Below are 21,105 nucleotides of genomic sequence, written 5' to 3' on the forward strand. Positions count from 1 at the left end.
TGGCCCGTGGACCGCTTTTGGACCGCTGTGTAACAGCCATGGCCCGAGCGCGGACGTTCGCACACTCATCCGCATACTGAGTCCCATGCCACGGGTCCTGATCATCGAAGACGACCGCGCCGTCCGGGAGGGCGTGCGCCTGGCCCTGCGCCGACAGGGGCACGAGGTCGCCGCGGCCGCGACGGGCGAGGACGGACTGGAGCAGCTGCGGTCCTTCAGGCCCGACGCGGTGGTCCTCGACCTGATGCTGCCGGGCCTGCCCGGCCTGGAGGTGTGCCGCCGCATACGCGCCCACGACCAGGTGCCGATCATCATGGCCACCGCCCGCGGCGACGACACCGACATCGTGGTCGGACTGGAGGCCGGAGCCGACGACTACGTGGTCAAGCCGGTGCGCGCCCGCGTCCTGGACGCCCGCATCCGCGCGGTGCTGCGCCGCGTGGGCACCGCTCCCGACGACCACGGCACGCCCCGCACCGAACACCACGGCGACCTGGTCATCGACCGGGCCGGACTCACCGTCACCCACCAGGGACGGCCCGTCGCGCTCGGCCCCTCCGAACTGCGGCTGCTGCTCACGCTCTCCGCGTCGGCCGGGCAGGTCTTCAGCCGCCAGCAACTCCTCGAAGCCGTGTGGGAGCACAGCTACCACGCGGACGCGCGGCTCGTGGACGCCTGCGTCAAACGCCTGCGGGCCAAGATCGGCGAGGCCGCGGGCAGTCCGCGCTACGTCCACACCGTGCGCGGCTTCGGCTACCGGTTCGGCGCGCGGTGAGGATGCCACGGGTCCTGCGCACACTGACCGGGCTCCGCGTGCGGCTGGTGGTGGCCTTCACCGTCGTCGCCGTCGCGGCCACGGTGACCACCGGGGCGCTGACCTTCCGCGAGGCACGCACCGGCGTCCTCCAGCAGAGCCAGGACGCGGTGATCGAGGACTTCCGGCACCGGGTCAACACCCTGGTCCCCAACTACCGTTTCCCGCCCGACGAGGCCGACCTGACGTCGTTCGCCGCCGACGTGGCGCGCGGCGGGCCGTCGCAGGACTGGCGGGTGCTGGTCGCCTTCCACGGGACGAGCGCGACGTCCGCGCCCGGGGACGCGTTCGCGGAACTGTCGCCCGCGATGCGCGAGGCGGTGCGCTCCCGCCTCGCCACGGTGTTCCAGCGGGTCACGCGGGACGGCCACCCCTCCCTGGTGGTGGGCATGCCCGTCACGTTCGCCGGCCCCTACGTCACCGCGCGGGGCGCCTCCGGACTCGAGGTCTACCTCACCGTGCCGCAGCGGGAGGAGCAGGGTTACGTGGACGCCCTGGTCACCGCGATCGAACGGGCCACCGTGCCGGCCCTGGCCCTGGCCGTCCTGATCGCCCTCCTGGCCGCGCGCGGAGTGCTGCGGCCGGTGCGGGCGCTGCGGCGGGCGACCCGCAGCATCGCCGAGGGCCGCCTGGACACGCGGCTCGCGGTGCAGGGCTCCGACGAACTCGCCGACCTGTCCCGCACCTTCAACGAGACCGCCGCCGCCCTGGAGGGATCGGTGGCGGAACTGCGCCGCATGGAGGCCGGCGCCCGCCGCTTCGCCGCGGACGTCTCGCACGAACTGCGCACCCCGCTGGCGGCGATGTCGGCCGTGACGGACGTACTGGACGAGGACGCGGCCGGCCTGGACGACGACACCGCCATGGCGGTACGCCTCATCAGCGAGGAGACCACGAAACTGGCCGGCCTCGTGGACGACCTGATGGAGATCTCCCGGTTCGACGCGGGGGCCGCCGCCCTGCACCTGGACGAGATCGACCTCGCCGAGTGCCTACGACGCACCCTGGCCGCCCGGGGCTGGCTGGACACCGTGGAGACCGGCCTCCCCGCACCGGGGACGCTGCGGGGCCGGGTGGATCCGCGCCGCCTCGACGTGGTCGTCGCGAACCTCGTCGCCAACGCCCTGCGGCACGGGGCGCCGCCCGTCCGGCTGCACCTGCGCGCACAGGACGACCCTGGGGCGGGGAGGCGGGCGGTGATCGCGGTCCGGGACAGCGGGGACGGCATCCCCGACGACGTCCTGCCCCATGTCTTCGACCGCTTCTACAAGTCGGACAGCGCCCGCGTCCGCAGCGAGGGCAGCGGCCTCGGGCTCGCCATCACCACGGAGAACGTGCGCCTGCACGGCGGCACCGTCCGCGCGGCCAACCATCCCGCAGGCGGGGCCGTCTTCACGGTCGTGCTCCCCCTGCCGGCCGAGGGCGCGCCGGAGCGGACGACGACCTCGCGGGGGGACCGGCCGTGAACCCGCGACCCTCACCCCGGACGGCCACCACGACGTCGGGCACCGAACGCTTCGGCCGTCCCGCCCGGCACCGGCTCGCCCTCCTGCTCGGGGCGCTGCTGATCCCGCTGGCCGCCTGCGGCATCCCCGCGACCGGTGTGGTCGAGGCGGGCGAGCCCGCGTCCGGCGTCCTGGAACCGGGCACCGCCACGCCGTCGCCGGCCGAGTCCGCGGCCGTGCCCGTCGCCACGGTGCCGCTCTACTTCGTCGCGGACGGCACGGTGGTGGCCGTGTCCCGCGAGGTGCCCGGGGCGACCGACCTCGGGAGCACCGTACTCATGCTCCTCAAGGGGCCCGACGGCCGGGAACGGGCGCGGGGGCTGACGACCGAACTGCCGGCGTCCGCCGCGGCGCCCACCGTCCGCACGGACGGAGCGGCGGTCGTCGTCCAGCTGCCGCGCGGCGCCGGGAGCCTCAGCGACACTGCCGTCGACCAGCTGGCCTGCACGGTCGCCGTCGCCCGGTTGCGCCAGGACCCCACCCTGGGGAGCGCGCAGGTGACCGTGGAGCAGCCAGGCGGCCGGCTCGCGGGCCGGTCGAGCGACGACTGCCCGACCGCGGAGCCCCGCGGAGCCGAGGGGACGGGCGGCGCCGGCGGCTGACGCGGCAGCGGTGCCGCCGCCCGGCCCGGGTGCGCACGTGGCCCAGGTCACGTGTAGGGAGGCCGGCGGGAGCGCATGCCGATCAGGAGACCGGACCCGACACCCCGCACCCGAGCCCCGAACCCGACGAGGAGCAGCGCCATGCCCCCGAAGCCCACGCCGATGAACCCCACGCCGACGGACAGCGGTCCCACGAGCACCAACCCCGCCCCCGCCCACCACGATCCGCACGACGTGGGAGCCCTCCACGGTGTGCGGATCGCCGACTTCTCCCGCGTCCTGGCCGGGCCCTACGCCACGATGCTCCTCGCCGACCTCGGCGCCGAGGTCGTCAAGGTCGAGCGCCCCGGCACCGGCGACGACACCCGGGCCTGGCGCCCGCCCGCCGACGCCTCCGGCACCTCCACCTACTTCCTCGGCGTCAACCGCAACAAGCGCTCCGTCGCCCTCGACCTCACCACCGGCGAGGGACGCGACCGGGCCCGCGCCCTGATCGCCGGCTCCGACGTCGTGGTGGAGAACTTCCGCCCCGGCACCATGGAGAAGCTCGGCCTCGGCCACGAGGAACTCCTCGCCGCCGACCCCCGGCTCGTCTACTGCTCCGTCACCGGGTTCGGCACCGGAGCGGGCGCCGCGCTGCCCGGCTACGACCTGCTGGTGCAGGCCGTCGGCGGACTGATGAGCGTCACCGGGGAACCGGACGGGGAGCCGGCCAAGACCGGCGTGGCCCTCGTCGACGTCATCACCGGGCTGCACGCCACCGTCGGCATCCTCGCCGCCCTGCGCCACCGCGAGCGCACCGGCGAGGGCCAGCTCGTCGAGGTCAGCCTGCTCGGCTCCCTGCTGTCGGCGATGGCGAACCAGGCATCCGGCTACGTCGCCGCGGGCGTCGTCCCGGGACGGCTCGGCAACGCGCACCCGAGCATCGCCCCGTACGAGACCTTCCACGCGGCGGACCGGCCGATCGCCCTCGCGGTCGGCAACGACCGGCAGTTCGCCGCGTTGACGGCACTGCTGGGCGTACCGGAACTCGCCGAGGACGAGCGGTTTCGCACCAACCCCGACCGGGTGGCCCACCGCGGGGAACTCCGTCCGCTCCTCCAGGACCGGCTGCGTACCCGCACCGCGGACCACTGGGCCGACGCGCTGCCCGCGGCCGGTGTTCCGGCGGGGCCCGTCAACGCCCTCGACGAGGCCTTCGCCTACGCCGAGCGGCTGGGCGTCGAGGCCGTGGCGGACGTTCGCGGCCACCGTCAGGTGGCCCATCCGATCCGCTTCGGCGCCACCCCGGCGAGCTACCGGCTCGCACCGCCCGACCTGGGCGAACACACCGAGGAGGTGTTCCGCGCGGACGGACCCCGCACGCCCCGGGGAACGGCCGGCCCGTCGTAGACACCCCCCCACGCATGCCGGAAGGGCCCGCGCCCTCGCGCGAGCCCTTCTCATGCGCACTCATGCGCATCCCATCCGCACCACTACGCCGCATCCACTACGCCGCACCCACTACGCCCGGGTACCCGGGACTCGCGCCCCTCCCTACGACGTGGTCCGGGTCAGCGTCCGCCCGGACCGCCGCTGCCGAACGAACCGCTGCTGCCCTCGTCCCAGCGGGGCCGCTCCTGCCCGGGGGCGGTGCGGCTGCCCTGGTGCCCGAGGTCGTGCGGCAGCGTCCGGTCGTCGGTCCGGGGCATCTCGTCGGGTTCCCGGCGCTCCCGGGTCTCTCGGACGGGTCCCCCCTCGGGCATGCGGGGCTGCTCCTCGGGGCGCGGCGGCGGCGACTCCTTGCGCTTCTGCCGGCTGCCGAAGGCGAACGCCCCGATCAAGAGCGCCACCACCACGACGGCCGCGACGCCGATACCGATTCCGATGCCGCCGGAACCCGCGGCCAGGTCCATCCATGCGTTGGTCATGGGACGCGGGTACCCCCGGTCCCCGTGACGAACCTGCTCAGCGCGACCGGGAGGATCGCGTCCGCGAACGGCTGGCCTTCCGGATCGCCGTGATCAGATCAGCCATCGACATCGTGGAGCGCCCCTCGACACCCAGCCGCTCGGCCAGGTCGTACAGATGCTCCTTCGACGCCTTCTCGTCGACCCCCTCGCCGCCGCGCCCGCCCTGTCCGCGCGCGTCCCGGGGAGAGCGTTCCGGGCGGCCCTCGCGGAAAACGGGCCGGATCCCTTGGGGTGACCGGGCCGGGCGGTTTGGCGGCGTTCCCAGGGGCAACCCGCGCGGTGTGACATCGACGAGGACTTCCCAGCAGGAACTGTTCCGCTTCCTGGAGGACCGGTTCGCCTGCGCGCTGGCGTGCACGGAGTGCGCACGCGCCTGCGCGCTGCGGGCCAGCCTCGTGGACCCGGACGGGACCGAGAACCAGGAACTCGTACGACGCAAGGGCATCATGTGCGCGGAGGTCTGCGACGCGACCTGCCGGCTGCTGTCCGAGCAGAACCAGGTGGACGAGGCCGCCATCCGCGCCCAGCTCGAGTGGTGCCGGCAGGTGTGCCTGGACAGCGCGCACGTCTTCGACGGCCACCCGGGCGCCGAGGAGAGCGCCGAGGCCTGCCGCGCCTGCGCCCGGGCCTGCGGGGACTTCCTCGCCACCCTGCGCTGAGAGCGGGCGCCGAGGCCGCCCAGGCCCTGGGGCAGGCGGCCCGGGAACGTTAGCCTGCCGGTATGACGGCGACGCGGACGGGCGGACCGCCAGGTGACCCGGGGCTGTTCGGTCCCGGCTCGGTGACCTGGCAGGCGCACGGCGACCCGATGATGTGGATCGCCGGCATCCGCGCCCTGTACCTCCAGGCGCTGCACCCCCGGGCGCTGCGCGGCGTGACGCAGAACAGCGATTTCCGGCGCGAGGCGTGGGGCCGGCTGATGCGCACGGCGGCCTTCGTCGGCACGACGACGTACGGCACGACGGAAGCCGCCGAGCGGGCCGGTGCCCGGGTCCGCACGATCCACCGCATGCTCGGGGCGACCGATCCGGAGACGGGGGAGCGCTACGCCGTCGACGAACCCGCGCTGCTGCTGTGGGTGCACTGTGCGGAGATCGGCTCCTACCTGCACGTCCTGCGCCGCTCCGGGTTCCCCCTCACCGACGCCCACGCCGACCGCTACCTCGCCGAGCACCGGCACAGCGCCCGCCTGGTCGGCCTCGACCCCGACGCCGTGCCCGCGAACCGGGCCGAGCTGGCCGCCTACTTCGACCGCGTACGGCCGTCGCTGGCCGCGGGCGAGGAGGCGCACGAGGTGGACGACTTCCTGCGCCGCCCGCCCACGCACCCGCTCCTGGTCCCCGCACGCGAGCTGCTGTGGCGGCGGGTGGCCCGTCTGGCGTACGACGCGCTACCGCCGTATGCGCACGAGCTCTACGGCAGACCGGCCCCCGCACCCGCCGCCGTCACCCGGCGGCTGCGGGTCACGGGCACCGCGCTGCGCTCGATCCCCCCGCGTCTGCGCTGGCAGCTGCCGCCCAAGCACATCCTGCGCGCCGTGGCCCGCCTCGGGCCGGCCGCGCGCCCGGCGCCATACAAACTCGGACGATAAGCCGCCATACTGGACCGGCCAGGGGAGGGCGCGGCGGACTGCTACGGGGGCGGGCAGCGAGATGGGGGACAGCACGCTGATCCAGGGCCGGTACCGGCTGCTGGAGCGGATCGGACGCGGCGGCATGGGCGAGGTGTGGCGGGCGCGGGACGAGTCCCTGGGCCGCCGCGTCGCCGTCAAGTGCCTCAAGCCGCTGGGCACGCAGCACGACCACTCCTTCACCCGCGTGCTGCGGGAGAGGTTCCGGCGCGAGGCCCGGGTGGCCGCGTCGCTCCAGCACCGCGGGGTGACCGTCGTGCACGACTTCGGCGAGTGCGAGGGCGTGCTCTTCCTGGTCATGGAGCTGCTGGAGGGCCGGGACCTGAGCCGGATGCTGGAGGACAACAAGCACCATCCGCTGCCGGTCGCCGATGTCCTCGACATCGCCGAACAGGTCGCCGCCGCCCTCGCCTACACCCACGAACAGGGCATCGTGCACCGCGACCTGAAGCCCGCGAACATCGTGCGGCTCGCCGACGGCACCGTGAAGATCTGCGACTTCGGCATCGCCCGGCTCGGCCACGACGTCGGGTTCACCGCCCGCCTCACCGGCACCGGGATCGCCATGGGCACCCCGCACTACATGTCGCCGGAACAGATCGGCGGGGACGAGGTGGACCGGCGCAGCGACCTGTACTCCCTGGGCTGCGTGCTCTACGAGATCGCCACCGGCGTCCCGCCCTTCGACCTCGACGACGCCTGGGCGATCCTCGTCGGCCACCGCGACACCGAGCCCGCGCCGCCGCGCACCCACCGCGCCGAACTCCCCGCCCACCTGGACCGGATCATCCTGGACCTGCTCGCCAAGCGGCCCGAGCAGCGCCCGGACGACGCCCGCGAACTGGGCCGCCGCCTCACCGAGGGACGCGCCGCCCAGGCGTACACGCCGGCCGTGGTGGCACCCCGGTCGCGCACGCCCCAGCCGGTCGGGGGGCGGGTCGCGCTGCCGTCCTGGACGCACGGCATGACCACCGGGCCCAAGGCGACCGGAGGCGGCCTGCGCTCCACACCACCGGACCCCGCGGCGGGCCTGTCCGGCGAGTGGATCCCCCGTCCCGCCGGTGGCACGGCCGCCCCACCGGTCCCCGACGAGCGGCCCGAACCGGCGCCCGAGGCGCTCGCCGCGCTGGCCGGGCGGCACAACGCGGGCCTGAGCCTCGGACGGCTCGGCCGCTGGGAGGAGGCGGGCGAGGTGCACCGCTCGGTCGCCGACGAGCGCGAGCGCCTGCTCGGCCCGGACCACCCCGACACCCTCGCCGCCCGCTACGAGGCCGCCTTCGCGCTGAGCCGCACCGGCGACCCCGGGCACGCGCTGCGCGCGTACAAGCGCGTCGCCGAAACCCGGATCCGGGTCCTCGGCGCCGACCACGCCGACACGCTCGCCGTCCGCCAGGAGATGGCGTACACCCTGGGACGGCTCGGCCGCCACGCGGACGCCCACCAGGTGTACACGTCGGTCCTCGCCGCCCGCGAGCGGGTGATGGGCGCCGACCACCCCGACACGCTGCGCTGCCGGCACAACCTGGCCTTCAACCTCGGCCGCCTCGGCCGCACCGAGGACGCCCACCGCCTGGCCCGCGAGGTGGCCGCCGCGCGCGCCCGCGTCCTGGGTCCCGAGCATCCCGACACCCTGGTCTCCCGCTACGAGGTGGCCTACGAACTGGGCCGTCTGGGCCGCTGGCAGGAGGCCCTCGCGGCCTACCAGGAGGTCGCCGAGGCGCGCCGAAGGGCGCTCGGCCCGGACCATCCCGACACCCTCGCCGCCCGCTACGAGATGGGCATCAGCCTCGGCCGCCTGGGCCGCAGCGGTGAAGCGCGGGCGCTCTACGAGGAACTGATCGAGGACCGCACCCGCGCCCAGGGCGCCGAGCATCCCGAGACCCTGCGCGCCCGGCACGGCCTGGGCGTCAACCTCGGCCGGCTCGGCCGCTGGGAAGAGGCGCTGGCCGAGTCCCGCGAGGTGTGCGCGGTCCGCGCCCGCGTCCTGGGCGCCGACCATCCCGACACCCTCGTCAGCCGCCGCGAGGTCGCCGTCGCCCTCGGCTGGCTGGGCCGCTGGTCCGCCGCCCTCACCGAGTACCGCGCTGTCGCCGTCGCCCGCGAGCGCGTCCTCGGCCCCGACCACCCCGACACCCTCGCCGGCCGCGACGACGAGGCCCACTGCCTGGAACAACTCGGCCGCGCCGCCGAGGCGGTGGAGCTGTACCGCAGGGTGGCGGACCTGCGCCGAGCGTGCGCACGCTGAGCCCCGCCCCGGCAGACCGGAACCGGGCGACGTCCCCCGGTGGCTTCCGGTGGACGGCCGTCCCGCCGGACGTCCGGCCGAGGTACCGGCCGCTGTACCGACCGCCGTCGGGGCTCGTCCCGTCACGCTCCCGGCCGCCCCGCCCCCTCTGGCAGCCCGCCGCCGCCCCGTGTTACCAAGAGCCATGACCCCGCCCACCGCCACCGCCACCCCGCCCCGCCTCTCCCGCGCCTACGACGCCGTCATCGTCGGCGGTGGCCACAACGGGCTGGTCGCCGCCGCCTACCTGGCCCGCGCCGGCCGGTCCGTGCTGGTGCTGGAGCGGCTGCACCGCACCGGTGGCGCGGCCGTCTCCACGCGGCCGTTCGCCGGGGTCGACGCGCGGCTGTCGCGGTACTCCTACCTGGTCAGCCTGTTGCCGACGAAGATCGTGCGCGATCTGGGCCTGGACTTCCGGGTCCGCCGACGCACCGTCTCCTCGTACACGCCCGTCGAACGGGAGGGCCGGCCCACCGGACTCCTCGTCGGCGGCGACGAGCGGCGCACGCGGGAGTCGTTCGCCCGGCTCACCGGATCGGACCGGGAGTACGCGGCCTGGCAGCGCTTCTACGGGATGACCGGCCACGTCGCCGGCCGGATCTTCCCGACCCTCACCGAGCCCCTGCCCACCCGGGAGGAGCTGCGCCGCCGGGTGGACGACGAGGCGGCCTGGCGGGCCCTGTTCGAGGAGCCGGTCGGCGTCGCGATCGAGGAGCACTTCGCGGACGACCTGGTGCGGGGAGTCGCCCTCACCGACGCCCTGATCGGCACCTTCGCCGACGCCCACGACCCGTCCCTGCGCCAGAACCGCTGCTTCCTCTACCACGTGATCGGCGGCGGCACCGGCGCCTGGGACGTACCGGTCGGCGGCATGGGGGCCCTCACCGACGCGCTGGCCGGCGCGGCACGCGACGCGGGCGCCGTGCTCGCCACCGGGCACGAGGCGCTGCGGATCGACACGGACGGGCACGCGGCCGAGGTCGCCTACCGCTCGGCCGACGGCGAGGGCGTCGCCGCCGCACGCCACGTGCTGGTGAACGCCTCGCCGCGCGAGCTGGCGGCGCTCACCGGACAGGCGCCGCCCCCGCCCGCCGAGGGTGCCCAGCTCAAGGTCAACATGCTGCTGACCCGGCTCCCGGCGCTGCGCGACCCCGCGGCCGACCCCCGCGAGGCCTTCGCGGGGACCTTCCACATCGCGGAGGGGTACGAGCAGCTCGCCCAGGCCCACGCCCGTGCCGCGGCCGGCGAGCTGCCCACCGCCCCGCCCTCCGAGATCTACTGCCACTCGCTGACCGACCCCACGATCCTCGGCCCCGGCCCGGCCGCCGCGGGCATGCACACGCTCACCCTGTTCGGCCTGCACACCCCCGCCCGCCTCTTCGCCCGGGACAACGACGCCGTACGCGACGAACTGCTGGAGTCGACCCTCGCCCAGCTCGACGCCCACCTGGCCGAACCCCTCGCGGACTGCCTGGCGACCGACGCCGACGGGCGCCCCTGCCTCGAGGCGCGATCGCCGCTCGACCTGGAACGCGACCTGCGGCTGCCCGGCGGCCACATCTTCCACCGCGACCTGTCCTGGCCCCACGCCCAGGAGCACACCGGCCGCTGGGGCGTGGAGACCGGACACGCGAACGTGCTGCTGTGCGGTGCGGGCGCGGTGCGCGGGGGAGGGGTCAGCGGAGTGCCGGGGCACAACGCGGCGATGGCGGTGCTGGAACGCGCGGGACGCTGACGGGGGCATGCGGCCGACGGGGCTGGGTACCGCGACATAGCGGACATACCGCACCTGTGACCCGTACGGAGAAGGAGCCAGTCATGGCGGACCTCAGCCCCATCGACCTGCAGAAGGCCCTCAGCGGCATGGACTACCCGGCGGACAAGAAGTCGCTCGTCGACCGCGCCCGCGAGAACAAGGCCGACGAGAAGGTCGTGAGCCGTCTCGACAGCCTGAAGGAAAACAGCTTCGACGGACCGAACGAGGTCCAGAAGGCCGTCTTCAACGGCTGACCGCCCCCGGAGCGCGTGACCGGCCCCCGAAGGGCGCGACCGTCTAGTCGGCCGACGCCGTCCACCCCACCGCCTCCACCCGCGCCGCGTCGGCCGGGCGGGCGTCGTGGAACAGGACGTCGCCGGCCGCCTCGGCGCGCAGCCCGTCGACGTACGCCCCGCGGCCCACGTAGAGCCGGTCGGTCGTGTACCGCCAGCGCAGGGTGAGCCCGCGGGCGGCCGGGAGGGCGGCCGTCAGCCGGTGCCAGACGCGGCCCGAGAAGCCGGTGACCGTGCCCGCCGGATGTTCGCGCGGGGCCTCGCCGCGGACCGTCGTGGTGAACGGGACCGGCTGCCAGGTCGTGCCGCCGTCGGTGGTGGCCTCCAGGACGAGCGCGTCCGCACCGGGCTCGGTGTCCCACCACAGCGCGCAGCCCAGCCGCGCCCGTCCGCCGGACGTGTCCAGCGCGGGCAGGGTGAGCGTCGCCGTCGCGGAACTCGCCGTCCCGGAGAACCACGCCGTGCGCCCGTGCGCGGGACGCACCGGCACGGCCCGCGCCATGTTGGTGCCGGCCGCGACCCTGGGCGCCGAACCCGAGCGCCAGGAGCGCACCGGGTGCACGGAGTTGCCCAGGACCACCAGGAACGAGTCGGTCGTCGGGTCCAGCACCAGCGAGGTGCCGGTGAACCCGGTGTGCCCGGCCGTGCGCGGGGTGGCCATCGCGCCCATGTACCAGTGCTGGTACAGCTCGAAGCCGAGGCCGTGCTCGTCCCCGGGGAAGTCGGCGTTGAAGTCGGTGAACATCAGCTCCACCGACTCCGGCCGCAGGATGCGCGCCCGGCCGTAGGAACCGCCGTTGAGCAGCGTACGGCCGAGCACCGCCAGGTCCCAGGCGCAGGAGAACACCCCGGCGTGACCGGCCACCCCGCCGAGACCGAACGCGTTCTCGTCGTGCACCTCGCCCCACACCAGCCCCCGGTCGAGACCGGACCAGGGCCGGCGGGCGTCCTCGGTGGCCGCGATCCGGGGTCTCCAGGACGCGGGCGGGTTGTACCGGGTGCTGTCCAGCCCGAGCGGGGCGGTGATCTCCTCGCGCAGCAGGACGTCCAGGGAGCGGCCGGTGATCTTCTCCAGGACCAGCTGGAGCGAGATCATGTTCAGGTCCGAGTACAGGTACGCCGTGCCGGGCGGGCTGACCGGCGCCTGGTCGAAGATCAGCCGCACCTTCTCCTCGTAGGTCGGCGCGCTGTGCAGCGGGATCCACGACCGGAAGCCGGAGGTGTGGGTCAGCAGCTGCCGAACCGTCATGTCCTGCTTGCCGGCCCGCCCGAAGCCCGGCAGGTACGACGCGACCGGCGCCTCCAGCTCCAGCGTGCCCCGCTCCAGCTGCTGCACGGCGAGGATCGAGGTGAACAGCTTGGAGATCGACGCGAGGTCGAACACCGTGTCCTCGGCCATAGGGATCTGCTGCGCGGCCGGGAACTCGACACCGGTGTCGGTCTTCTCGTCGTAGGCCCGGTAGCGCACCGCCATGCCGACCGGCTCGTGCAGCGCCACCGTGCCGCCCCGGCCCGCGAGCAGCACGGCGCCCGCGTACCAGGGATGCTCGGGGGAGGGGCCCAGGAACGTCTCGGCGTCGGTGACGAGCCGGCGCAGATGGCCGGGGAGCAGTCCCGCCCGTTCGGCGGAGCCGCGCCGCAGGGTGGGGCGGCGGCCCCCGTCGTCGGCCGCTTCGGCGGGCCCGGCCGCGAACGGGGCGATGGCCAGGGCACCGCCCAGGGCCAGGGCGCCGGCGCCCAGTTGACGCCGCGTGCATCCGTTCGTCGCCTGTCCGGCCATCGAAGAGCCTCCCGCCACCGAGCTGAAAGTATCTTTCCTGGATCGCCGTGCGGGGTGAAACTTTCCTGTCAGCGGCGGGCCGTGTCAATGGGGCGTGCGCGCCCGACGGGCCCCGGGCCCCGCCCGGCGCGGGGCCGGACGGGGCTCGGCGCGGGGCGGCTCAGCGCTCGCGCACCCGGACGACGCGCAGCGCGGGCGACGACCGGATGTCGCGCTCGCAGAACCGGGACGTCACCCACCGCTCACCGGAGAACAGCCGGGTCTGGTCGGCGTAGTGCCGCGAGGCCGGGTTCGAGGACTGGGAGTACGTCAGGAGCGTACGGGCCACCGGGCACCGGCTCCCGTCCCAGCCCACGGCCTGGATGTAGCTGGAGCCGGTGGTCACCTCGGTGTAGCCCCCGCCGGCCGGGTCCCACACGGGCTCGATCTTGTTCCAGACGCCCAGCGACTCCGTGCCGCCGCCCACGGGAATGCGCTCGCCGCCCCGCACGACGAACTGGTACCGGCCCAGCGGCGCGTCCAGCGCGATGCCCGCCGCCCGCAGCTGGGCGACCGCGTCCGCGAGGGCGGTGGCGAAGCCCGGCGCGCCGGTGTTCAGCGTGTGCGGGGTGCCGACCGGGTCGGCGGGCGAGAACGGCACCTTCCACAGCTGCTCCGGCGGGACGGCCCTGGTGAGGCCGCGCCAGAACCGGTCGAAGAGCAGCGCGCCCCTGCTGCCGGTGTCCACGGTGCGGTCCCAGCGGGCGAGCACCCCGCATGCCTCCCGCACGTCCACCGACTTGCCGTCGCCGCCCGTCGCCTTGCCGCCCGGGAGCGCGGCGCAGGCCCGTGCCACGTCGGCCGCGACCAGGTCGCCGACGGGCGCGCGGTTCGCGAACTGCCGGCGCTCCAGGTCCCGGACGGTGAGCCCGCCCCGGTCCGCCATCGCCGCCACGTCCTCGATCGCGCCCCGCGTCCGCATCGACCGCGGGGTGCCGACCGTGCCGAAGACCCGCTCGTAACCGGTCAGCGGCCGGTCCGCGTTGGCCAGCCACGCGCTGTCGTTGGAGTTCTCCGCGTACGGCGCGTCCTCGAGCGTCGGCATCCGCCCCGGCCCGAAGATCCCCGGCTGCACGGCGTCCCGGTCACGGCCGAGCGCGCAGTCACCGCGCGAGCCGTCCAGGACCGCGACCCCGGAGGACGGGTAGGTGACCTTCCCGAGCGGTGTGGAGCAGCGCCCGGCCAGTTCGTCGGTGATGCGGGGCAGCACCTGCGCCTGGGTGAACAGCGTGCGGCCGCGCGAGTCGGCGGCGATCGTGTTCACCCACGGCAGCCCCTGGGTGCGGCGCAGGGCGTCCCGTACGTCGTCCGTGCCCCGGGCCCGGCTGAAGCCGAGCGCGGTGTCGGAGGCGCGCAGGTTGGCGGCGTTCGGGTCGTTCAGCGCGTACGCCGTCGTCGTGGTCCACGGCAGGGGCAGCGAGGCGCCGAGCGACGTCACCACCGGCCCGTACCGGGTCCACCACTGGGTCTTCGTCACCGGGGAACCGTTCTTCACCGGCACGGTGACGGACCGTTTCGTCATCCGCTCGCGCCTGCCGTCCACCAGGTAGACCGTCGGGTCGGCCGGATCCAGCGTCAGCTGGTGGAGGTTGAGGGTCACGCCGGTGGCGACCGTGTGGCTCCAGGCGACGTGCGCGTTGTGGCCTATGGACACCGTCGCCGAGCCGAGCAACGAGCCGCCGGCGACGTCGAGCCGTCCGGGGATCGTCTGCTGCGACTGCCAGAAGCGGCGCCCGCCCTGCCAGGGGTAGTGCGGATTGCCGAGCAGCAGCCCACGGCCGTTCGCGGTGGTGCGCCCGCTGAACGCGACGGCGTTGGATCCCATGTCGGCGCCGTCGGCGGCGAAGAGTTCCCGGGCGGCGCGCGCCACCGCGTGGGCGTCGGGCTGTCCCGCGGGTGCCGCCGCGCTCCCGCCCGGCGGTGACGCGGCCGTGATGCCGTCCACCGCGCGCCCCTGGCCGCCGAGCACCGAGAGGGCGAAGCCGCGCACCGCCACGTCCAGCGAGGTCACCGGCCGCACCCAGGCGGCGTCCCGGCAGGCCGGGTCGGTGATCCGGTTCTGCTCCAGCCAGGCGTTGTAGCCCGCAGCGAAGCCCCGCATCAGCTCCTTGGCGTCCCGGCTGGGACCGCGCGGGGCGGGCTCGGCGAGCAGCCTCTCCACGGTGCCCGCCCGGCGTACGCCCCGGAAGTACAGGTCGCTGGAGAGGTTGGTGCCGGCCGAGGAGAGCGAGAGGTCGGAGCGCGCGTCGGCGCCGAAGTGGCGGGAGCGCTCGCCGCGCACCGTCACGAAACCGTCGGCCAGCGTGCACACGTGGTCGGCGGCCTGGGCCCAGCCGGTGCCGAAGCCGAGGCCGGCGTAGTCCTCGGCGACGATGTGCGGGATGCCGTACTCGGTGTAGCGGATGACGGCGGAGAGCCCGCCGTGGGACGGACGCTCGCGGTGGCCACCGGACCGCTCGGCCGCGGTGGCGGCCGGCAGCGCGGTCGCCGCGGTGAGCAGGGCCATGGCCGTGACGAGGAACCGTCTCGGACGTGTGCGCATCGTGCCTCCCGACGTCTGAGGGGAAGGAGCGGCCGAGCGTACCAGCGGGTATGTTCACGTGTCAGTGGCATGACACGAACTGCTCGCGACGGCGACGCACGCGTCTTGACCCGCCCCGCCGACCGGCCGAGGATCATGGCATGACGCTGACGCCCGGACACCGCAGCACGGTCGACGGAGTGCTGCGACGCAGCGCCCGGCGCACTCCGGCCCGCGTCGCGGTGGAGTACCGCGACCGCGCCTGGACCTACGGGGAACTCGACACCGCGGTCTCCCGCGCGGCGAGCGTCCTGCTGGCCCAGGGCCTGTCCCCGGGCGACCGGGTCGGCGCCTACGGGCACAACTCCGACGCCTACCTGATCGCCTTCCTGGCCTGTGCCCGCGCGGGTCTGGTGCACGTCCCGGTCAACCAGAACCTGACCGGCGACGACCTCGCCTACCTCGTCGGCCAGTCCGGCAGCACCCTGGTCCTCGCCGACCCGGACCTCGTCGGCCGGCTCCCCGACGGCGTACGCACCCTGCCGCTGCGCGACGCCGGCGACTCGCTGCTCGCCCGGCTGGCCTCGGCGCCCGCGTACGACGGTCCCGGGCCGGACGCCGAGGACCTCGTGCAGCTGCTCTACACCTCGGGCACCACCGCGCTGCCCAAGGGCGCGATGATGACCCACCGGGCGCTGGTCCACGAGTACCTGAGCGCCATCACCGCCCTCGACCTGCGCGCGGGCGACCGCCCCGTGCACGCCCTGCCCCTCTACCACTCGGCGCAGACGCACGTCTTTCTGCTGCCCTACCTCGCGGTCGGCGCGACGAACATCGTCCTCGACGCGCCCGACGGCGACCGGCTCTTCGACCTGATCGAGGCCGGGCGCGTGGACAGCCTCTTCGCACCGCCCACCGTGTGGATCGGCCTCGCCGCACGCGCCGACTTCGCCACCCGCGACCTCGGCGGCCTGCGCAAGGCGTACTACGGGGCGTCGATCATGCCCGTGCCCGTCCTGGAGCGCCTGCGCGAACGCCTCCCGCACCTCGCCTTCCACAACTGCTTCGGCCAGAGCGAGATCGGCCCCCTCGCCACCGTCCTGGGCCCGGACGAGCACGAGGGCCGGATGGACTCCTGCGGCAGACCCGTCCTCTTCGTCGACGCCCGGGTGGTCGACGAGGCCGGCGAGGACGTGCCCGACGGCACCCCCGGCGAAATCGTCTACCGCTCCCCGCAGCTGTGCGAGGGCTACTGGGACAAGCCCGAGGAGACCGAAGCGGCCTTCCGCGGCGGCTGGTTCCACTCGGGCGACCTGGCCGTGCGCGACGCGGACGGCTACTTCACCATCGTCGACCGGGTGAAGGACGTCATCAACTCCGGTGGCGTGCTGGTCGCCTCCCGGCAGGTCGAGGACGCCCTGTACACCCACGAGGCCGTCGCCGAGGCCGCCGTGATCGGCCTGCCCGACGAGCGGTGGATCGAGGCCGTCACCGCGGTCGTCGTCCCGCGCGGCGAGGTCACCGGGGACGAACTGATCGCCCACGCCCGCGAGCGCCTGACCGCGTTCAAGGCACCCAAGCGGGTGCACTTCGTGGACGCGCTGCCGCGCAACGCCAGCGGGAAGATCCTCAAGCGGGAACTGCGGGACCGGTTCGCCGGTTCCTGACCCGCCGGCCCCGGGCAGGCCCGGTGCCGATCTTCCGAAAGGCACCCCTCACGTGGCCTGTCGGCGGTCGGACCCGGTCGCTAGGCTGGCCGCGGACGACGACACCGGGAGGAGCACGGACGTGGCCGAGAGCACCACCCACCAGCGCCCGCTCATGGGCTGGGACAAGCCGGAGCTGGATCTCAGCAACGCGCAGTGGCAGTCCAGCAGCCGAGGCCTGGGGGATGTCCAGATCGCCTTCGTCGAAGGGTTCATCGCCATGCGCAACAGCGGCAGCCCGCAGAGCCCCTCCCTGATCTTCACCCCGGCGGAATGGGGCGCGTTCGTGTCGGGAGCGCGGGAGGGGGAGTTCGACCTCACGTGAGACGCCCGGCGGTGGCGACGGGCCGCGTCGCGTCCGTCCGGCCGATCCGGGGGTGTTCGACCCCTTTTTCCGGACACGCGACCGTGAGCGCCCTTCCGGAGCCGACGCCTGAGCGAGGCTGACGCCGGGAGGAACACGGTCGTACTCCGGAGGTGAGGAACCATGAGCACCACCCTGCCGGTCATCGCGGCGGTCGACGGTTCGGACGACAGCCTGCGCGCCCTGGACTGGGCCCTCGACACCGCCCACCGGCGCGAGGCGCCCCTGCGGGTGGTGCACGTGCGTCAGTACGCCGCCTGGGCGCAGACCGACGTCCTCGTCGCCGGTCCGCCGGACACCGGGGAGGACCCGGTGCTCGACCAGGCCCGCGCGCACCTCCAGGGACGGGCCTACGCGGTGCCGACGGAGTACGTCGGCATGGAGGGCGTGCCGGGTGCCGTGCTGCCGGAGCTGGGCGCCGACGCCCAACTGCTGGTGCTCGGCTCCCGGGGCCGCGGCGGCTTCGCCAGCCTGCTGCTCGGCTCCAACGGCCTGGCCGTCGCCCGGGACGCCGCGTGCCCGGTCGTCGTCGTGCCCCGCCCCGGGCGCGAGGTCCACGGCCAGGCGCCGGGCGATCCCGGTGCCGGCGCCCGCGTGGTCGTGGGCCTGCACGTGGACAGCCCGGACGACGCCACGCTGACCTTCGCCTTCGCCGAGGCCGCGCGGCGCGGCGCCCGCCTCCAGGTGATCGCCGCCTACCCGTGGCCGGTGCAGACGTGGGCCGCCGCCGGCCAGATGATGCCGCTGGTGATCGACGAGGTCTCCATCGAGAGCGAGACCCGGGTCCTGGCGGACGGTTTCCTCGCCCCCTACAGGGGACGCCACCCCGACGTCCGGACCGAGACGCACGCCCTGCCCGGCGACGCGGCCGGGAACCTCGTCGCCGCCTCCCGCGACGCCGACCTGGTCGTCGTCGGCCGTCACCGCCGGCGCCTGCTGGCCCCCGCCCGCATGATGGGGTCCGTCACCCACGCCGTCCTGCTGCACGCCGTGTCCCCCGTCGCGGTGGTGCCACCGGCCCCGCCGGAGGACTGAGGCGCCGGACCCGCCGCCGCGAACGGCGCGAGCGGACCCGGAGCCCGGCGATCGGCGCCCCGCCCGCACACCGTGTGCGGCGCCCGGCCACGTACCATGGCGGCATGTCGTTCCTCCGCCGCCGCAGCGCCACGCCCGCCGGGCCCGACTTCGACGTACTGGCCATGGACCCGGGCGACTGGCCCGGCAACCTGGGCGCCGGTCTCCTGCCCGCGCCCGACGGCAGCTGTCAGGGCGTCTTCCTGCGCTACGACCTGTTCGGCGGACGCGGCCCCGCGATGATCATCGGCAACCTGCCGGAGGGCTCCCCGGCCCGCGAGGTGCCAGAGGGCGAGATCCCCTTCGAGGTCGCCCAGCTGCTGCTGGCCCTGGAGAACGACGAGGAGGTGACGGTCGTCGGCGCCGAGGACGTCCCGGTGATGCAGGGCGACAACCTGCTCATCGTGCGCCGCCTCAAGCTCTCCGAGAGCCGCATCTCCTGCGTGCAGTTCGACCGCAGCGACGGCGTCCTGGTGACCATCGCCGCCTGGGACCGCCCCATCACCGACGACCTGTACGCCCTGCTGAAGCCGCTCCCGGCGGAGCTGTTCCAGCAGGGCTGAACCGGCGCCTACCGCAGGGCCGAGAGCGTGACGTCGGCGGCACGCACGTACGCGACCCGGTGGCCGAACTGGATCTCGTAGTACATGTCCTCGCCGGTCACCACCCGGTGGGACGCCTCGTCGAAGGTGACGGCGTAGTAGTACTCGCCGGGCACCTTCTCACCGACCACGTACTTCTGCCCCTTCGGCAGCCGGTACGGCAGCGGCGATACCGTCTGGGCGGGCACGCCCGCCGGGTAGGCGGACTTCTCCGGGTACGCGCGCCCGTACACCGGCACGCTCTCCAGGCCCTCCCTCGCCGTGATCACCCGGCCGGACGCGGGGACCGCCGCCGGGCTCCTCTCCGGGTTGTGGAACCAGGCCTTCTGCCCCAGGTACCAGATGGCCGTCCAGTCGCCCCACCGGTCGGCCACGGCGTACTGCTGTCCCGTGGAGACGCGGGAGGACAGGTCGTTCACCCCGGTCGTCGGGGCCGTGCCCAGACCGATGTCCCTGATCAGGGGCGCGTTCAGGTCGTGGTCGGAGTACAGCCGCACCGCGCTGGAGCCGTGCGGCGCGCAGGGCTCGCCCCGCGTGACGCAGCCGGTGTAGACGGGGCCGTTCCTCGCGTAGTCGGGGCGGATCGTCACCAGGCCGGAGTTCTTTCCGGCGGTCGGCTCGAAGGGGCGGCCCAGCAGCTGGAAGTAGTGCCGCCAGTCCCAGTACGGGCCCGGGTCGGTGTGCATGCCCGGGATCGTCGCGGTGGTGGTGCCGGGGACGTTGTCGTGGCCGATGATGTGCTGCCGGTCCAGCGGGATGTCGTACTTCTTCGCCAGGTACCTCACCAGCCGCGCCGACGAGCGGTACATCGCCTCCGTGTACCAGGCGTCCGGCTCCGCGAGGAAGCCCTCGTGCTCCAGTCCGATCGACTTCGCGTTGACGTACCAGTTGCCCGCGTGCCAGGCCACGTCCTTCGCCTTCACGTGCTGGGCGATGTGCCCGTCGGTGGAGCGCAGGGTGTAGTTCCAGGAGACGTACGTCGGGTCCTGGACCATGTTGAGCACGCCGTTCCAGGCGCCTTCCGTGTCGTGCACGACGATGTACCGGATGCGCTGCGAGGCGGGCCGGTCGCCCAGGTCGTGGTTGCCGTAGTCACCGTCGCCGAACTCCTCGTACGGAGCCGGGATCCACTCGCACGACACCGTCGGCGGGCACTCGGTGCCGGCGGCCGAGGCGGCACGCAGACCCGCGCCCTGGAGCTGTGACACGTCGGGTTCCACGTCGGGGCGGGCGGCGAGGGCGACCCGCTGCCCGGCGTCCGTGGTCCGCCGCCCGCCCGCGCGGATCACCTCGAACACGTCGTTCGCGTACGCCGCCGCGGTCGCCGAGTCCTCCGCGCCCGAGAAGCGGGCCACCGCCCCGTACCAGTCGGCCGGGTCCGCGCTGAGCGGCTCGCCCAGGTCACGCTGGGCGGCGGCCAGCAGCGCGGCGCCGCCGGACACGTTCGCGGCCGGGTCGGTGCGCAGCGCCTCGGGGCTCAGCCCCGTCAGCTCGGCCGCCCTGGGCAGCGTGGTCAGCCGGGCCGGCAGCTCGGCGGACCGGAGGACCGGCGGGGCCGGGTGCAGCGGGGCCCGGGCGTCGTCGCCGCGCGGGTCCTCGGTGCCCTCGCTGTGGTGCGACGACGCCCCGGCCAGCGCCGTGCGCGCGTCGGTCAGGTGCAGCGGGCCGTAGCCGCCGGTCACGCTCGGCGCGCCGGCGTGGGCGTCCCAGCGGGACTGGAGGTAGGAGACGCCGAGCAGGACGCTCTGCGGAACGTCGTACTCGGCCGCCGCGGCGGCGAACGCCCGCTGGAGACGGTCCGGGGCGGGCGGCGCGCCGGAGGGCCCGGCGGCGGAGGGTGCCGCGCCGAGCAGCGGCAGCAGCAGTGCCGCGGTGGCCAGGGCGGGCACGACGGGGGATCCTCGCAAGGCGGCCTCCAGTGACGGTCGGGCGGGACGGGGCGAGCGTGGCGTCCGGGACGGGCGTGCGGGGCCGGGCGTGGGTCAGTGGTACCCGGCGGTCGGACGATCCGTCAATCATGCCGCCGTGTCGGCGATTTCCCATGTCAGCGGGGGGTCCGGCGAGTTTCGTGGCGGCGGGGCGGGGGCCTGCGCGGCGTCAGTGGCGTACACCAGTGGCCACGGCGGAGATCCGGGCACACAAAAATCCGCGGTGCGCCCCGAAGGGCACACCGCGGAGCGCCG

General features: G+C 74.7%; 17 protein-coding genes. 13 read left to right on the forward strand and 4 right to left on the reverse strand.

Annotated features, from left to right (window positions below):
• Window positions 1-85: 85 nt before the first annotated feature.
• The 4 genes from ACFIF2_RS29570 to ACFIF2_RS29585 all read left to right on the forward strand — a co-directional run bounded on the left by ACFIF2_RS29570 (window position 86) and on the right by ACFIF2_RS29585 (window position 4,313).
• Window positions 86-775, forward strand: a complete 690-nt coding sequence (locus ACFIF2_RS29570) for a response regulator (RefSeq protein WP_395576306.1) — start codon at window positions 86-88, stop codon at window positions 773-775.
• Between the two features lie 2 nt (window positions 776-777).
• Window positions 778-2,280: an ATP-binding protein gene (locus ACFIF2_RS29575; protein ID WP_395576307.1), complete on the forward strand. Its 1,503-nt coding sequence runs from the start codon at window positions 778-780 to the stop codon at window positions 2,278-2,280.
• Complete coding sequence (locus tag ACFIF2_RS29580; protein WP_395576308.1) at window positions 2,277-2,921, forward strand: hypothetical protein; 645 nt, start codon at window positions 2,277-2,279, stop codon at window positions 2,919-2,921. The genes ACFIF2_RS29575 and ACFIF2_RS29580 overlap by 4 nt, the downstream gene beginning before the upstream one ends.
• A 141-nt stretch (window positions 2,922-3,062) precedes the next feature.
• Window positions 3,063-4,313: a CaiB/BaiF CoA transferase family protein gene (locus ACFIF2_RS29585; protein WP_395576309.1), complete on the forward strand. Its 1,251-nt coding sequence runs from the start codon at window positions 3,063-3,065 to the stop codon at window positions 4,311-4,313.
• Between the two features lie 161 nt (window positions 4,314-4,474).
• Here the strand turns inward: ACFIF2_RS29585 and ACFIF2_RS29590 are convergent, their stop codons facing one another.
• Window positions 4,475-4,831 carry a DUF6479 family protein gene (locus ACFIF2_RS29590; RefSeq protein ID WP_395576310.1) on the reverse strand — a complete coding sequence of 119 codons (357 nt, stop codon included), beginning with the start codon at window positions 4,829-4,831 and terminating at the stop codon, window positions 4,475-4,477.
• Window positions 4,832-5,154: 323 nt separating this feature from the next.
• Between ACFIF2_RS29590 and ACFIF2_RS29595 the strand changes: the two genes are divergently transcribed.
• The 5 genes from ACFIF2_RS29595 (at window position 5,155) to ACFIF2_RS29615 (ending at window position 10,797) form a co-directional block, all read left to right on the forward strand.
• Window positions 5,155-5,532 (forward strand): four-helix bundle copper-binding protein, encoded by a 378-nt coding sequence (locus ACFIF2_RS29595; RefSeq protein ID WP_395576311.1) that lies wholly within the window; start codon window positions 5,155-5,157, stop codon window positions 5,530-5,532.
• A gap of 62 nt (window positions 5,533-5,594) precedes the next feature.
• Window positions 5,595-6,464 carry an oxygenase MpaB family protein gene (locus ACFIF2_RS29600; RefSeq protein WP_395576312.1) on the forward strand — a complete coding sequence of 290 codons (870 nt, stop codon included), beginning with the start codon at window positions 5,595-5,597 and terminating at the stop codon, window positions 6,462-6,464.
• A gap of 61 nt (window positions 6,465-6,525) precedes the next feature.
• On the forward strand, window positions 6,526-8,748 hold the full coding sequence (locus tag ACFIF2_RS29605; protein ID WP_395576313.1) for a tetratricopeptide repeat protein: 2,223 nt from the start codon (window positions 6,526-6,528) through the stop codon (window positions 8,746-8,748).
• A gap of 184 nt (window positions 8,749-8,932) precedes the next feature.
• On the forward strand, window positions 8,933-10,522 hold the full coding sequence (locus tag ACFIF2_RS29610; RefSeq protein WP_395576314.1) for a phytoene desaturase family protein: 1,590 nt from the start codon (window positions 8,933-8,935) through the stop codon (window positions 10,520-10,522).
• An 83-nt stretch (window positions 10,523-10,605) separates the two neighbouring features.
• Complete coding sequence (locus ACFIF2_RS29615; protein ID WP_395576315.1) at window positions 10,606-10,797, forward strand: DUF2795 domain-containing protein; 192 nt, start codon at window positions 10,606-10,608, stop codon at window positions 10,795-10,797.
• A gap of 43 nt (window positions 10,798-10,840) precedes the next feature.
• Here the strand turns inward: ACFIF2_RS29615 and ACFIF2_RS29620 are convergent, their stop codons facing one another.
• Window positions 10,841-12,616 carry a serine hydrolase gene (locus tag ACFIF2_RS29620; protein WP_395576316.1) on the reverse strand — a complete coding sequence of 592 codons (1,776 nt, stop codon included), beginning with the start codon at window positions 12,614-12,616 and terminating at the stop codon, window positions 10,841-10,843.
• Between the two features lie 160 nt (window positions 12,617-12,776).
• A complete protein-coding gene (locus ACFIF2_RS29625; protein WP_395576317.1) occupies window positions 12,777-15,197 on the reverse strand; it encodes a penicillin acylase family protein in 2,421 nt (806 codons plus the stop codon).
• Between the two features lie 140 nt (window positions 15,198-15,337).
• Between ACFIF2_RS29625 and ACFIF2_RS29630 the strand changes: the two genes are divergently transcribed.
• From ACFIF2_RS29630 to ACFIF2_RS29645, 4 genes are all read left to right on the forward strand, one after another.
• The gene (locus ACFIF2_RS29630) at window positions 15,338-16,843 is read left to right on the forward strand and encodes an acyl-CoA synthetase (RefSeq protein ID WP_395576318.1); all 1,506 of its coding nucleotides are present in this window, start codon (window positions 15,338-15,340) and stop codon (window positions 16,841-16,843) included.
• Window positions 16,844-16,964: 121 nt separating this feature from the next.
• Window positions 16,965-17,207 carry a DUF397 domain-containing protein gene (locus ACFIF2_RS29635; RefSeq protein ID WP_030182473.1) on the forward strand — a complete coding sequence of 81 codons (243 nt, stop codon included), beginning with the start codon at window positions 16,965-16,967 and terminating at the stop codon, window positions 17,205-17,207.
• 162 nt (window positions 17,208-17,369) lie between these two features.
• Entirely contained in the window at window positions 17,370-18,281 is a 912-nt protein-coding gene (locus tag ACFIF2_RS29640) for a universal stress protein (RefSeq protein ID WP_395576319.1), read from the forward strand.
• Window positions 18,282-18,385: 104 nt separating this feature from the next.
• On the forward strand, window positions 18,386-18,883 hold the full coding sequence (locus ACFIF2_RS29645) for a hypothetical protein (protein WP_395576320.1): 498 nt from the start codon (window positions 18,386-18,388) through the stop codon (window positions 18,881-18,883).
• An 8-nt stretch (window positions 18,884-18,891) separates the two neighbouring features.
• Here ACFIF2_RS29645 and ACFIF2_RS29650 read toward each other — a convergent pair whose 3' ends face one another.
• The gene (locus tag ACFIF2_RS29650; protein WP_395576321.1) at window positions 18,892-20,811 is read right to left on the reverse strand and encodes an N-acetylmuramoyl-L-alanine amidase; all 1,920 of its coding nucleotides are present in this window, start codon (window positions 20,809-20,811) and stop codon (window positions 18,892-18,894) included.
• Between the last annotated feature and the right edge of the window lie 294 nt (window positions 20,812-21,105).

Source organism: Streptomyces sp. BK79 (assembly GCF_044142145.1).
Classification (GTDB): domain Bacteria; phylum Actinomycetota; class Actinomycetes; order Streptomycetales; family Streptomycetaceae; genus Streptomyces.

Excerpts from the sequence above, each read along its gene's own strand:
- ACFIF2_RS29620 (WP_395576316.1), bottom strand. The coding sequence starts at position 12,616 with ATGGCCGGACAGGCGACGAACGGATGCACGCGGCGTCAACTGGGCGCC.
- ACFIF2_RS29585 (WP_395576309.1), top strand. The coding sequence starts at position 3,063 with ATGCCCCCGAAGCCCACGCCGATGAACCCCACGCCGACGGACAGCGGT.
- ACFIF2_RS29575 (WP_395576307.1), top strand. The coding sequence starts at position 778 with ATGCCACGGGTCCTGCGCACACTGACCGGGCTCCGCGTGCGGCTGGTG.
- ACFIF2_RS29615 (WP_395576315.1), top strand. The coding sequence starts at position 10,606 with ATGGCGGACCTCAGCCCCATCGACCTGCAGAAGGCCCTCAGCGGCATG.
- ACFIF2_RS29590 (WP_395576310.1), bottom strand. The coding sequence starts at position 4,831 with ATGACCAACGCATGGATGGACCTGGCCGCGGGTTCCGGCGGCATCGGA.
- ACFIF2_RS29630 (WP_395576318.1), top strand. The coding sequence starts at position 15,338 with ATGACGCTGACGCCCGGACACCGCAGCACGGTCGACGGAGTGCTGCGA.
- ACFIF2_RS29605 (WP_395576313.1), top strand. The coding sequence starts at position 6,526 with ATGGGGGACAGCACGCTGATCCAGGGCCGGTACCGGCTGCTGGAGCGG.
- ACFIF2_RS29640 (WP_395576319.1), top strand. The coding sequence starts at position 17,370 with ATGAGCACCACCCTGCCGGTCATCGCGGCGGTCGACGGTTCGGACGAC.
- ACFIF2_RS29610 (WP_395576314.1), top strand. The coding sequence starts at position 8,933 with ATGACCCCGCCCACCGCCACCGCCACCCCGCCCCGCCTCTCCCGCGCC.
- ACFIF2_RS29625 (WP_395576317.1), bottom strand. The coding sequence starts at position 15,197 with ATGCGCACACGTCCGAGACGGTTCCTCGTCACGGCCATGGCCCTGCTC.
- ACFIF2_RS29570 (WP_395576306.1), top strand. The coding sequence starts at position 86 with ATGCCACGGGTCCTGATCATCGAAGACGACCGCGCCGTCCGGGAGGGC.
- ACFIF2_RS29645 (WP_395576320.1), top strand. The coding sequence starts at position 18,386 with ATGTCGTTCCTCCGCCGCCGCAGCGCCACGCCCGCCGGGCCCGACTTC.
- ACFIF2_RS29600 (WP_395576312.1), top strand. The coding sequence starts at position 5,595 with ATGACGGCGACGCGGACGGGCGGACCGCCAGGTGACCCGGGGCTGTTC.